We start from the raw sequence: 13,172 nt of genomic DNA on the forward strand, positions 1-13,172 counted from the left end.
TTAACGTGATGCTTTCGGCGCGCGGCCTTTAACGGCGCGGTACACTTTGAAGCGGCCGTTCTGCAGCAGCACTTCGTGACTGCCGAAGGTGTCATCCAGCACCTGCGGATAAGGCAGGAAGGCGTTGGCCACGATGCGCAGCTCACCGCCGGTATTCAGATGGGTGACGGCCCCACGGATCAGCGTCTGTGCTGCATCAAGGCTGGTCTGCATCCCGTCGTGGAACGGCGGGTTGGAGATAATCATATCGAAGCGCCCGGTAATGCCGGAATAGACGTTACCGGCAACCACGGTGCCTTCCAGGCCGTTGGCGGCCAGGGTGGCTTCACTGGCCGCCACGGCGCTGGCGCTGGCATCGGTCAGCGTCAGGCGGACCTTAGGAGAGTGGCTGGCCAGCATGACGGACAGCACGCCCGCGCCGCAGCCCACGTCCAGCACTTTGCCTTTGGTATGTGGCGTCAGCGTGGAAAGCAGCAGCTGGCTGCCGATATCCAGGCCATCGCGGCTGAATACGCCCGGCAGGGTTTTGATGGTCAGATCGCCCAGCGCGTAATCTTCCCAGTAGCCGTCGGCATCAAACGTTGGCTGCTGTTCCAGACGGCCGTGGTACAAACCACAGCGGCGGGCGCTGTCGATTTTTTCCAGTTTGGTCCAGTTTTCCAGCATCGTTTCGGCGCTGCGCACGCCGCTGCGGTTTTCACCAATCACAAAAATATCGGTGCCAACCGGCAGCAGAGCCAGCAGGTTTTGCAGCTGGAACTGGGCTTCCGGCTTGTTTTTCGGCCAGTAGTACACCAGCGTGTCGCAGCCTTCGGCGATTTCTGCCGTGGCCACCAGACCGAAAAGCACGTTTTCACCCATAGCGCGGTTGAGGATCTGCCAGTGATGATATTGCTGGGTATGCGCCCGGCTCTGTGCGGTTTCCAGCTGGGCGGGCAGGTCATCCTGCAGATCGCCAGCAAACAGCACGCGGCGTTGGGAAAATTCATCACTGTGGCGCAGTATCACTTCACTGGCCGGGGTAAATGCGGACATCGTTCACTCCTTAAAAATCAGAGCGGCGATTATAGTTGTTTGTTGGCGCAGTTTCGAAGGCTTTGTTACCCTATGCCGGTCACACGGGCAGCCAGACAGGAAAAAAGATGTCTTCCAGACGCGACTGGTTATTACAGCAAATGGGTATTACGCAGTATACGCTGCGGCGTCCGCGCGCCCTGCAGGGCGAGATTGCGGTGACCCTGCCCGCAGAAACCCGGCTGGTGATCGTTGCCGAGGTGCTACCCGCGCTGCAGGATCCGCTGGTCGCGGACGTGCTGCGCGCGCTGGAACTGCACGAACCGCAGGTACAGATGCTTACGCCTGAACAGCTGGCGATGCTGCCGGATGACACCCGCTGTCACAGCTGGTGCTTAGGATTAGATGCTCCGGGCACGCTTGCCGGAACCCACCTTGTTTCGCCGGTGCTGGCGGAGCTTTACCACAATGCCGGTGCCAAACGGGCGCTATGGCAGCAGATTTGCCAACATGAATCAGATTTCTTTACTCACCACGCACGATCTTAATGCTGCGTTTGCCATTGAGCAGCGCAGCCATGCTTTTCCCTGGTCGGAAAAAACTTTTGCCAGCAATCAGGGCGAGCGCTATCTGAACTTCCGCCTGGAGGTGGATGGCGTGCTGGCCGCGTTCGCGATAACTCAGGTGGTGCTTGACGAGGCTACGCTGTTCAATCTTGCCGTCGATCCGGCGTTTCAGCGCCGTGGTCTTGGCCGCGAGCTGTTGCAGCACCTGATCGCTGCGCTTGAGCAGCGTGGCGTTCTGACCCTCTGGCTGGAAGTGCGTGCCTCTAACCGGCCTGCCATCGCGCTGTACGAGCAGCTGGATTTCAATGAGGTGTCGATTCGACGCAACTACTACCCGACCGCAGACGGCAAAGAAGACGCCGTGATTATGGCCTTAACGATTTAACCGGGAACCACCAATGCTTACCCAATGGGACTGGATTTTATTTGACGCTGACGACACGCTGTTTCACTTCGACGCCTTTGCCGGTTTGCAGCGGTTATTCCAGCATTACGACGTGCAGTTCAGCCACGCCGACTTCGATGATTATCAGGCGATTAATAAGCCGCTGTGGGTCGATTATCAGAATGGCGCTATCAGCGCACTGCAGCTGCAACACCAGCGTTTTCAGGGCTGGGCCGATCGTTTGCAGGTGACACCGCACGATCTCAACAGTGGTTTTCTGACCGCGATGGCCGAGATTTGTCTGCCGCTGGAGGGCGCAACGGATCTGCTGGCCGCGCTGAAGGGGCGGGTGAAAATGGGCATTATTACCAACGGTTTCACCGCGCTTCAGCAGGCGCGGCTGGAGCGCACCGGCTTCCTCGGCTACTTCGATCTGCTGGTGATTTCCGAGCAGGTGGGTCACGCCAAGCCGCATCCGGCGATTTTTGATTATGCGCTGGCCCAGATGGGCAATCCGCCGCGCGATCGGGTGATGATGGTTGGAGATAATCCGGATTCCGATATCCTTGGTGGGATCAATGCCGGCATGGCGACCTGCTGGCTGAATGCTGACGGGCGTGCTAAGCCGGAGGGGATCAACCCGACGTGGCAGGTGGCGTCGCTGCGTGAGTTACAGGATAAGTTATTGAGTTAAGGTTGGATTAAGGCGCTTCAGATCCTGCGTCTGGCGTATCGGGGCTGGCCGGAACGCGGAGCCGCTGTCACGTTCCAGTGCTCAGGGAGTTGCTTCAGATCCTGCGTCTGGCTTATCGGGGCTGGCCGGAACGCGGAGCCGCTGTCACGTTCCAGTGCTCAGGGAGTTGCTTCAGATCCTGCGTCTGGCGTATCGGGGCTGGCCGGAACGCAGACCCGCTGTCACATCCCTGTTCGCTCGGCCTCGCACTTCCCTGTGCTCGGACGGTCCGCTTTTCCGGCCAGCCCCGATTGCCTGAATGTTCCTGAGTTGCTGCCTGAAGAACTGATAGCATCTGGCAGCAACGCGATGATTTGAAAGGGAACCGTTACGGGACAGGTTAGCCGGGTGTCTGCCGCAGGGATGCGGCAGCCAAGCCTACAGGGACGTATTTACGGCGACCCGGCGATCTGCCCGTAACGGTCGCCCCGTTCAAAGATCTCACCGCAAAAAGTCTCCGAACGGCCAGAATAGCGATCGTCCTCTGGCAGCAACGCGATGATTTGAAAGGGAACCGTTACGGGACAGGTTAGCCGGGTGTCTGCCGCAGGGATGCGGCAGCCAAGCCTACAGGGAGGTATTTACGGCGACCCGGCGATCTGCCCGTAACGGTCGCCCCGTTCACGGATCTCACCGCAACTTACAGCCCCAGCTTCGCAAAATCCGACGCGTCATGACGCTCGGCCAGCTGCTGATCCTCCGGACCCCAGGTCCGATTGACAATCCGGCCACGCTTCACCGCCGGACGCTGCGCAATTTCGTCCGCCCAGCGCACCACGTTCTTGTACGACGCCGCATCCAGGAACTCTGCCGCTTCATACATCAGACCCTGTACCAGCGTGCCGTACCACGGCCAGATAGCGATATCCGCAATGCTGTAATCATTACCCGCGATGTAACGATGCTCACCCAGCTGCTTATCCAGCAGATCAAGCTGGCGCTTGGCTTCCATGGTAAAGCGATCGATGGCGTATTCGATCTTCACCGGCGCATAGTGATAAAAGTGGCCGAAACCGCCGCCGACGTAAGGCGCGGCGCCCTGCAGCCAGAACAGCCAGTTCAGCGTTTCGGTGCGTCCGGCAGCATCTTTTGGCAGGAAGTGACCAAACTTTTCCGCCAGATACAGCAGAATGGCACCGGATTCAAACACCCGCGTTGCCGGCGTGGTAGACGTATCCAGCAGCGCCGGGATCTTGGAGTTTGGATTCACCGCAACGAAACCGGATGAGAACTGATCGCCCTCGCCGATGCGGATCAGGTGCGCATCGTACTCAGCGCCGTGCTCGTTCAGCGCCAGCAGCTCCTCCAGCAGGATCGTGACCTTCTGGCCGTTAGGCGTGCCCAGCGAGTACAATTGCAGGGGATGTTTGCCGGTGGGCAGAGTGGCTTCGTGGCGTGCACCCGCTGTCGGGCGGTTAATGCTACCCCATGTGCCGCCCAGCGCCTTATTTTCGCTCCAGACTTTTGCTGGCTGATAATCATTGGTGCTCATAACGCGATACCCTTGTTTAGAAGTGAGTCGGCTCTGATGCCGCAGGTGAAATAAAAATAGCGGACGGCCGCGCCAAAAGCCAAATGCCGCATTTTTCTCTGCTTAGATATAGCATTGCTAACCGAGCGGCGTTTATCCGCAACGAGCACCGTAATGGATTGAGGTGAAGATGAAACACGAAAAAAACGATGCACAACACGAAACAGGACTGATCGTTAATGCCGAAGGCCGAACCTGCTGCTACTGGCAGCCGCTGATGCCCGATTATCACGACGGCGAGTGGGGCAGGCCGGTCACTGACGATCGGCTGATTTTTGAAAAGGTCTGCCTGGAGGGTTTTCATTCCGGGATGTCCTGGCAGATGATCTATAACAAGCGGGAAAATTTTCGCCGGGCCTTTGCCGGATTTGATTTCGACAGGGTGGCACGTTTCAACGAGGCCGATATCGCCAGGTTGATGGCGGACAAAAGCATTGTCCGTAACCGGGCGAAAATCCTTGCCACGATTAATAATGCGCAGCGTGCGATTGAAATGGTGGCGGAGGCGGGTTCGCTGGCCGCCTGGTTCTGGCAGTTTGAACCGAAGCCGGAAGCGCGCCCGGAGGTGGTGGATATTCATTACTGGCAGGGTAATAACACCTCGCCGGAAGCGGAAGCCATGTCGAAAGCGTTAAAAAAACGCGGCTGGCGCTGGGTAGGACCGGTCACCACTTACGCACTGATGCAGGCGCTGGGACTGGTGAACGACCACCTTCAGGGCTGCTGCGTGCGTGATATCTGCGAGGCGGAAAGAGGGCGGCTGAAACGGCCATGAGGGATAACGGCGAGTCTTTCGGGCGATTAAGCGGCGTTCTGCATTGTTTCTGATGTCAGAATCGGCGAAAATGCCGGCCATTAACGTTTAATTGGCTCAGAAGAACTTCATGTCGAATGCACCCTTTATGCAAGAGGTGGCCCGCCGCCGCACTTTTGCCATCATTTCCCACCCGGATGCCGGTAAAACCACCATCACTGAAAAAGTGCTGCTGTTCGGGCAGGCTATCCAGACTGCCGGTACGGTAAAAGGCCGCGGATCCAACCAGCACGCGAAATCGGACTGGATGGAGATGGAAAAACAGCGTGGTATCTCGATTACCACCTCCGTGATGCAGTTCCCGTATCGCGAATGCCTGGTTAACCTGCTGGATACCCCGGGGCATGAAGACTTCTCGGAAGATACCTACCGCACGCTGACGGCGGTGGACTGCTGTCTGATGGTGATCGACGCCGCGAAAGGCGTTGAGGATCGTACCCGCAAGCTGATGGAAGTCACCCGCCTGCGCGACACGCCGATCCTGACCTTTATGAACAAGCTGGACCGTGATATCCGCGATCCGATGGAAGTCATGGACGAGGTGGAGAACGAGCTGAAAATTGCCTGTGCGCCTATCACCTGGCCTATCGGCTGCGGCAAGCTGTTTAAGGGCGTATACCACCTGTACAAAGACGAAACCTACCTGTATCAGACCGGTAAAGGCCATACCATTCAGGAAGTTCGCATCGTCAAGGGGCTGGACAACCCGGATCTGGATGCGGCCATCGGTGAAGATCTGGCCGCGCAGCTGCGCGATGAGCTGGAGCTGGTGCAGGGTGCCTCCCACGAGTTTGACCGCGAGGCTTTCCTGGAAGGACAGCTGACGCCGGTCTTCTTCGGTACCGCGTTAGGTAACTTCGGCGTCGACCATATGCTGGACGGTCTGGTTGAGTGGGCGCCATCGCCGATGCCGCGTGCGACCGACGTGCGCACCGTCACCGCGGCCGACGAAAAGTTCAGCGGCTTCGTGTTCAAGATCCAGGCCAACATGGACCCGAAACACCGCGACCGCGTGGCGTTTATGCGCGTGGTATCCGGCAAATATGAAAAAGGCATGAAGCTGCGCCAGGTCCGTCTGGGCAAGGATGTGGTGATTGCCGACGCGCTGACCTTTATGGCCGGTGACCGCTCCCACGTGGAAGAGGCCTATCCGGGCGATATTATCGGCCTGCACAACCACGGCACCATCCAGATTGGCGACACCTTTACCCAGGGTGAGAACATGAAGTTCACCGGTATTCCGAACTTCGCGCCGGAACTGTTCCGCCGTATCCGCCTGCGCGATCCGCTGAAGCAGAAGCAGCTGCTCAAGGGGCTGGTTCAGCTGTCGGAAGAGGGTGCCGTTCAGGTCTTCCGTCCGGTACATAACAACGATCTGATCGTAGGTGCGGTCGGTGTGCTGCAGTTTGACGTGGTGGTTGCGCGCCTGAAGAGCGAATACAACGTTGAAGCGATTTACGAATCGGTGAACGTCTCTACCGCCCGCTGGGTGGAGTGCAGCGACGTGAAGAAATTCGATGAGTTCCAGCGTAAGAACGAAGTTAACCTCGCGCTCGATGGGGGGGATAACCTGACCTACATTGCGCCGACGATGGTCAACCTGAATATCACCCAGGAACGTTATCCTGATGTGGTGTTCCGTAAAACCCGCGAGCACTAATTACGGGATTTACCCGGCTGCCCGGCCGCAGGAAATCAGTTTAAAGGGGGGCGACCTGTACAGCAGGGCGCCCCCCTTTTTCGTTACAGACTACTCCTAAAACCCTTTCATTTTGCTGCTTTACTCATCAAATCATCCATCTTATCCGGTGAAATCCTGATTCCTGACTATATTAATTTCTACAGGACGCAAAACGGACGGCAGCAAATGCTGCGATGTTGACGGTTATGGACAACCGAAACCGGAATCTACAGCTACGCCGTTTGTAGCTGAAAAGCTCACCGTTGTGAGTGATGAAGACTAAAAAGGAACGAATCGATGATGAAGACTAAGATTGCTAAAACTCTGATGGCTGTATTGGTAGGTTCTGCGCTGGTGGGCGGTTCTGCGATGGCAGAAGAGTCCATGATGAATAAAACGCAAAGCTCTGCCGACAGTGCGGGTTCAAAAATCGATAGCTCTATGAAAAAAGTCGGTAACTACATGGATGACAGCGGCGTAACGGCGAAAGTTAAAGCGGCGCTGGTTGATGACGAAGCGATTAAAAGTACGGATATCTCCGTGAAAACCCATGAAGGCGTGGTGACGCTGAGCGGCTTTGTTGCCTCTCAGGATCAGGCTGAAAAAGCCGTTGCGCTTGCGAAGGGGATTGAAGGAGTTAAATCCGTCAGCGATAAACTGCACGTAAAAGACAGCACTAAACAGAGTATGAGCGGTTATGCCGGTGATGCGGCAACGACCAGCGAAATTAAAGCTAAACTTTTAGCTGATGACATCGTTCCGTCGCGCAACGTGAAGGTTGAAACCACCAACGGCGTGGTCCAGCTTTCCGGTACGGTGAAAACACAGGCGCAGTCAGAACGCGCTGAAGGAATTGCCAAAGCCATTGATGGCGTCAAAAGTGTGAAGAACGATCTGAGCGTTAAATAGTAAAAAGGACATTCAGTCAGCCTTTGTTGCTGCGCTGAATGGCATTCCGGAGTGACTCCGGCGGAGGTTAACCTGACCGATGCCGGATTATGAAGAGATGCAAGCCGTTCGATTTCAACTTTGGTGGTAAGGAGAAGCTTATGTTTCGTTGGGGCATTATCTTTCTGGTTATCGCGCTGATTGCAGCCGCGTTAGGTTTTGGTGGTTTGGCTGGTACTGCGGCATGGGCGGCAAAACTCGTCTTCGTCGTGGGTATTATTATCTTCCTGGTGAGTCTGTTTACCGGACGTAAGAAACTCTAGCAGCCGAAACAATTTAATCGAATTGCAACAAAAAGCAAAAAGCGCCTTACGGGCGTGACTGAGACCAGGTATCCTCTGAGGTTGGTGAATTAAGAGGATACCTGACTTGGGCAAACGCATCCCGATAACCCTTGGCAACATCGCGCCGCTGGGTCTTAAACCTTTCCGACCGGGCACCCTCGCCCTGGTGTGTGAAGGCGGTGGGCAGCGCGGTATCTTCACCGCCGGCGTGCTGGATGAATTCCAGCGGGCTCACTTCAATCCCTTTGATCTCCTGCTCGGCACCTCCGCCGGTGCGCAAAATCTTTCCGCCTACGTCTGCGGTCAGCCTGGCTATGCCCGACGGGTGATCACCCGCTACACCACCAGCAGCCAGTTCTTCAATCCGCTGCGCTTTGTGCGCGGTGGCAATCTCATTGACCTCGACTGGCTGGTGGACATTACCCGCAGAGAGTTTCCGCTGGCGCTGGATGCCGGGGAAAAACTGTTCCGCTCCGGGCGTGAATTCTATATGTGCGCCTGCCGCAGCGACGACTATGCGGCCAACTACTTCTCACCCGATGCCGACAGCTGGCATGACATTATTAAGGCATCGAGCGCCATCCCGGGCCTGTATCGCAACGGGGTGGATCTCTCCGGGGTCAGCTATCTGGACGGGGGGATCAGCGATGCTATCCCGGTGCGCGAAGCCGCGCGTCTGGGGGCGGACACCATTGTGGTGATCCGCACCGTGCCGTCGCAGATGACCTATACGCCGCAGTGGGTGAAGCGGATTGAGCGCTGGCTGAGCGACAGCGCGCTCCAGCCGCTGGTGAACATTCTTCAGCTCCATGAGGATAGCTATCACCAGATCCAGAGCTTTATCGACGCGCCGCCGGGTCAGCTGCGCATTATTGAAATCTATCCGCCGCGCGCGCTGGCCAGTAACGCGCTGGGCAGCAGGGTTACCTCGCTGAACCAGGATTATCATCTGGGCCGCCGCTGCGGGCGTTATTTCCTCGCCACGCTCGGTCAGTGGCTGGGCGGCGGGCAGCTGCATCCTAAAGCCGTGGTTCCGCCGGCTCCGGTGGCGAACGAACCCGATCGCCAGGGGATCATTGTCGATCCGGCGGTGGGGTTTGACAGCGAACTGGATAAAGGATCCCTGGCATGAGCCTGCACTTTGTTGATACCCACTGCCATTTCGACTTTCCTCCGTTTGTTGGCAACGAGCGGGAAAGCCTGCGGCTGGCGGCGGAGTCAGGGGTGGAGAAAATCATTGCCGTCAGCGTATCGGCTGAGCGTTTCGATCGCGTGATGGCGCTGGCCGCCGCGCATCCCCCGGTTTATGCCGCGCTCGGGCTGCATCCGATGGCGATCGATGAGCATGACGATCGAGCGCTGGCCGCGCTGGAGCACATCCTGCGCCAGCGGCCTGACAAGCTGGTGGCGCTGGGGGAAATGGGGCTCGATCTCTACATTGATAACCCGCAGTTTGAACGTCAGGAAGCGGTGCTGGATGCTCAGCTTCGTCTGGCGCGCGATTACGATCTGCCGGTGATCCTGCACTCCCGCCGCACGCACGACCGGCTGGCGCAGCATCTGCGCCGTATCCCGCTGCCGAGGCGCGGTGTGGTCCACGGTTTTGCCGGCAGCGAGCAGCAGGCGCTGGCGTTTATCCGTGCGGGCTATGCCATCGGCGTTGGGGGCACCATCACCTATCCCCGCGCCAGTAAAACCCGCAATGCTATTGCCCGCCTCCCGCTGAGTTCGCTGCTGCTGGAAACCGATTCACCGGATATGCCGCTGCAGGGCTTTCAGGGCCAGCCTAACAGGCCGGAACGGGTGAAAAACGTCTGGCAGAGCCTGTGCGAACTGCGCACCGAACCGCCCGAACTTATCGCCGAAACCATCAGAGAAAACACCCGCGCGCTGTTTGCCCTGTAAACGGGCTATCCTGAATGCAGGCGCAGCACAGCTCACATCCCACGCCACATAAAATGTTATTATTGTAACATTCGCGTGTCATGCTGTCTCTGACAGGCCGATGACAGGGATCTCACACGGATAATGTGTGATTTATCTAACATTAAATGCAATAATCATGAAAGATAAAACGTCTTATTGTGAGCTGTATTGCAAAAACCATTCTATCGTAGTGTTACTATTCTAACATTGCAGGGGTGGCTGCTGCGTCAGGCCTGACCTTTAATTCCCTTTTCTGGAGAGAACCATGTCCGATGTGAAAACGCAGGCGCTGCGCGCGCTGAAACTGATGGATTTAACCACCCTGAACGACGATGACACCGACGCGAAAGTGATTGCGCTCTGCCATCAGGCTAAATCTCCGGCGGGTAACACGGCAGCGATCTGTATTTACCCACGCTTTATTCCGATTGCCCGTAAGACCCTGCGCGAACAGGGCACGCCGGAAATTCGTATTGCTACCGTGACCAACTTCCCGCACGGCAACGACGATATTGATATTGCCGTGGCAGAAACCCGTGCTGCCATTGCCTATGGTGCCGATGAAGTGGACGTGGTTTTCCCGTATCGCGCGCTGATTGCCGGTAATGAAACCGTCGGTTTTGAGCTGGTGAAAGCCTGTAAAGAAGCCTGCGCGGCGGCGGATGTGCTGTTGAAAGTGATTATCGAAACCGGCGAGCTGAAAGATCCGGCGCTGATCCGTAAAGCGTCGTCGATCGCGATCGATGCGGGTGCTGATTTTATCAAAACCTCAACCGGTAAAGTGCCGGTGAACGCCACGCCGGAAGTGGCTGAAATTATGATGCGGGTGATCGCCGAGAAGGGCGTGCAGCAGCAGGTTGGCTTTAAGCCAGCGGGCGGCGTGCGCACTGCCGATGATGCGGCGCTGTATCTGAAGCTGGCCGATGACATTCTGGGCAGCGGCTGGGCTGACGCCCGTCATTTCCGTTTTGGTGCATCGAGCCTGCTGGCCAGCCTGCTGAACGCAGCGGGTTTTGCCGGGGCAACCAGCGATAGTAAGTATTAAAAAAAGCCGGTCTGCCTTGATGGTGAGTGCTTCGTTGGTGTAGTGGCTGTGGATATTAAGGATGTTTCGGGCCTCTGCGGTGGCTGGATGGCGGTCCTCGCGCCGCGCTTTGCGCGGTGCCCTCGGCTCCGGCATCCGGCCTTGCGGACCGGCGATGAGCGGGCGTCCTGCCCGCGCATCGCCTGACGTCAGCGTCCCTGCTGCCGTCTCCGGGCCAGATGCTTTCGCCTCAGCGCTGCGGATTGCCATCCAGCCACCGCAGAGGCCCTTTACTATCAGGCATCCCGATTGCTGTTTTCAACGTCGATACCAGCGGAACAAATCGGGCTGGCGGTGTCGGTGGTCGGGTTAATCCGTTGTGCATAGCATTGAGCGCAACACAAACTGGATGCAGCAGACATAGCAGGTAAACAAGCATCAGACCTGGTGTTTCACGAAGACGACACTTACGAAACAAAGCAGGCCGGCGGGTTCCTGGATCGAGTCAATCCGGTGTGCCGATCGTTGAGCGCATTAGAAATTCGATGCAGCAGACATAGCATGTAAACAAGCATCAGGCCTGGTGTTTCACAAAGACGACACTAACGAAACAAAGCAGGCTGGCGGTGTCTGTGGCAAGGGCAATCCGCAGCGCTGAACGGAGAGAGGAAGCCAGGATGCGCCCGCAGGACGCGGGCGCAAGGCTCGGTCGGCACAAGGATGTGCCGTCTGAGCCGGTCCGGCAGGCTGACGAGCGGCGTGAAGGCACCGCAAAGCGGCGCGAGGACCCGCCCGGGCACAGACACCGCCAGCCAGCGTAGATCGCTATTGCGGCAGGCCGCACCAGTTACTTTTAACAGCAAGCACCGAGCCGCCCGGCGGCCACACTAAACTTATTGGGGGTTACCGTGTTTCTGCCACAGGAAATTATTCGAAAAAAACGTGACGGACAGGCGCTGAGTGAAGAAGAGATCCGCTTTTTCATCAACGGCGTGCGCGACAATACGGTCTCTGAGGGACAGATTGCCGCGCTGGCAATGACCATCTACTTCCACGATATGTCGCTGCCGGAGCGCGTGGCGCTGACCATGGCCATGCGTGACTCCGGATCGGTGCTGAACTGGCAGTCGCTGAACCTTAACGGCCCGGTCGTCGACAAACACTCCACCGGCGGCGTCGGCGACGTTACTTCACTGATGCTGGGACCGATGGTGGCGGCATGCGGCGGCTATGTGCCGATGATCTCCGGACGCGGCCTTGGTCATACCGGCGGCACGCTGGACAAACTGGAAGCGATCCCCGGGTTTGATATCTTCCCGCAGGACGATCGCTTCCGGCAGATCATCAAAGAGGTGGGCGTGGCGATCATCGGCCAGACCAGCTCGCTGGCCCCGGCGGATAAGCGCTTCTATGCCACCCGCGATATTACCGCCACCGTCGACTCGATCCCGCTGATCACCGCCTCGATCCTGGCGAAAAAGCTGGCCGAGGGGCTGGATGCGCTGGTGATGGATGTGAAAGTCGGATCCGGCGCGTTTATGCCGACCTTTGAACAATCCGAGCTGCTGGCGCAGTCGATCGTCGGCGTGGCAAACGGCGCGGGCTGCAAAACCACCGCGCTGCTGACCGACATGAACCAGGTGCTGGCCTCCACCGCCGGTAACGCGCTGGAAGTGCGTGAAGCGGTGCAGTTCCTGACCGGTGAATATCGCAATCCGCGCCTGCTGGAAGTGACGATGGCGCTGTGTGCTGAAATGCTGATTTCCGGGGGGCTGGCACACTCGGCAGAAGACGCACGAGCAAAACTGCAGACCGTGCTGGATAACGGCCGCGCGGCGGAAATTTTTGCCCGCATGGTGGCGGCCCAGAAAGGCCCGACCGATTTTATCGAGCGGATGGACAGCTACCTGCCCGCGCCGATGCTGAGCAAAGCGGTTTATGCCGACCGTGCCGGTATCGTCAGCGCAATGGACACCCGCGCGCTGGGAATGGCGGTGGTGACGATGGGCGGTGGTCGCCGCCGCGCCAGCGACAGCATTGACTACAGCGTCGGGCTGAGCAACGTCGCCGCGTTGGGTACGGCGGTGGACGGTCAGCAACCGCTGGCGGTGATCCACGCCTCCAGCGAAGACAGCTGGCAGGAAGCCGCCGCCGCCGTCAAAGCGGCGGTCACGCTGTCTGAGACACAGCCCGAGAAAACACCGGTTATCTATCGCAGAATCTCGCAATAAGCGGTATTCTGTTCTGATCGCATTTTTTTAACGCT

The 13,172-nt window shown here is 57.8% G+C and carries 13 protein-coding genes; 11 read left to right on the forward strand and 2 right to left on the reverse strand.

Annotated elements, in window-relative coordinates; genetic code table 11:
- The gene (rsmC, locus tag PGH32_RS18155) at window positions 1-1,035 is read right to left on the reverse strand and encodes a 16S rRNA (guanine(1207)-N(2))-methyltransferase RsmC (protein ID WP_337894767.1); all 1,035 of its coding nucleotides are present in this window, start codon (window positions 1,033-1,035) and stop codon (window positions 1-3) included.
- 107 nt (window positions 1,036-1,142) lie between these two features.
- On the opposite strand from rsmC, the gene PGH32_RS18160 reads away from it, so the two are divergent.
- Genes PGH32_RS18160 through yjjG form a run of 3 tightly spaced genes read left to right on the forward strand, consistent with a single transcriptional unit; the run spans window position 1,143 to window position 2,659 of the window.
- Window positions 1,143-1,562 (forward strand): DNA polymerase III subunit psi, encoded by a 420-nt coding sequence (locus tag PGH32_RS18160; RefSeq protein WP_314427884.1) that lies wholly within the window; start codon window positions 1,143-1,145, stop codon window positions 1,560-1,562.
- A complete protein-coding gene (rimI, locus tag PGH32_RS18165) occupies window positions 1,525-1,965 on the forward strand; it encodes a ribosomal protein S18-alanine N-acetyltransferase (protein WP_314427887.1) in 441 nt (146 codons plus the stop codon). The genes PGH32_RS18160 and rimI overlap by 38 nt, the downstream gene beginning before the upstream one ends.
- Window positions 1,966-1,978: 13 nt before the next feature.
- Window positions 1,979-2,659: a pyrimidine 5'-nucleotidase gene (yjjG, locus tag PGH32_RS18170; RefSeq protein WP_314427889.1), complete on the forward strand. Its 681-nt coding sequence runs from the start codon at window positions 1,979-1,981 to the stop codon at window positions 2,657-2,659.
- A gap of 679 nt (window positions 2,660-3,338) precedes the next feature.
- On the opposite strand, the gene yghU is transcribed toward yjjG, so the two are convergent.
- Window positions 3,339-4,190, reverse strand: coding sequence for a glutathione-dependent disulfide-bond oxidoreductase (gene yghU / locus PGH32_RS18175; protein ID WP_314421647.1), 852 nt, complete (start codon window positions 4,188-4,190; stop codon window positions 3,339-3,341).
- 169 nt (window positions 4,191-4,359) lie between these two features.
- Between yghU and PGH32_RS18180 the strand changes: the two genes are divergently transcribed.
- The 8 genes from PGH32_RS18180 (at window position 4,360) to deoA (ending at window position 13,137) form a co-directional block, all read left to right on the forward strand.
- Window positions 4,360-5,004 carry a DNA-3-methyladenine glycosylase I gene (locus PGH32_RS18180; RefSeq protein ID WP_314421644.1) on the forward strand — a complete coding sequence of 215 codons (645 nt, stop codon included), beginning with the start codon at window positions 4,360-4,362 and terminating at the stop codon, window positions 5,002-5,004.
- A 109-nt stretch (window positions 5,005-5,113) separates the two neighbouring features.
- A complete protein-coding gene (gene prfC / locus PGH32_RS18185; RefSeq protein WP_123336359.1) occupies window positions 5,114-6,703 on the forward strand; it encodes a peptide chain release factor 3 in 1,590 nt (529 codons plus the stop codon).
- Between the two features lie 318 nt (window positions 6,704-7,021).
- A complete protein-coding gene (gene osmY, locus PGH32_RS18190) occupies window positions 7,022-7,633 on the forward strand; it encodes a molecular chaperone OsmY (RefSeq protein WP_314421642.1) in 612 nt (203 codons plus the stop codon).
- A 140-nt stretch (window positions 7,634-7,773) separates the two neighbouring features.
- A complete protein-coding gene (locus tag PGH32_RS18195; protein WP_105594818.1) occupies window positions 7,774-7,935 on the forward strand; it encodes a DUF1328 domain-containing protein in 162 nt (53 codons plus the stop codon).
- 106 nt (window positions 7,936-8,041) lie between these two features.
- Window positions 8,042-9,088 carry a patatin-like phospholipase family protein gene (locus PGH32_RS18200; protein ID WP_337894768.1) on the forward strand — a complete coding sequence of 349 codons (1,047 nt, stop codon included), beginning with the start codon at window positions 8,042-8,044 and terminating at the stop codon, window positions 9,086-9,088.
- Window positions 9,085-9,861, forward strand: coding sequence for a TatD family hydrolase (locus PGH32_RS18205; RefSeq protein ID WP_314421636.1), 777 nt, complete (start codon window positions 9,085-9,087; stop codon window positions 9,859-9,861). Before PGH32_RS18200 ends, PGH32_RS18205 begins: the two co-directional genes overlap by 4 nt.
- Before the next feature lie 286 nt (window positions 9,862-10,147).
- Window positions 10,148-10,927, forward strand: a complete 780-nt coding sequence (gene deoC / locus PGH32_RS18210) for a deoxyribose-phosphate aldolase (protein WP_337894769.1) — start codon at window positions 10,148-10,150, stop codon at window positions 10,925-10,927.
- Between the two features lie 887 nt (window positions 10,928-11,814).
- Window positions 11,815-13,137: a thymidine phosphorylase gene (gene deoA / locus PGH32_RS18215; RefSeq protein ID WP_337894770.1), complete on the forward strand. Its 1,323-nt coding sequence runs from the start codon at window positions 11,815-11,817 to the stop codon at window positions 13,135-13,137.
- The last annotated feature ends 35 nt before the right edge of the window (window positions 13,138-13,172 follow it).

Origin of the sequence: Erwinia sp. SLM-02 (genome assembly GCF_037450285.1) — a bacterium.
Lineage (GTDB): Bacteria > Pseudomonadota > Gammaproteobacteria > Enterobacterales > Enterobacteriaceae > Erwinia.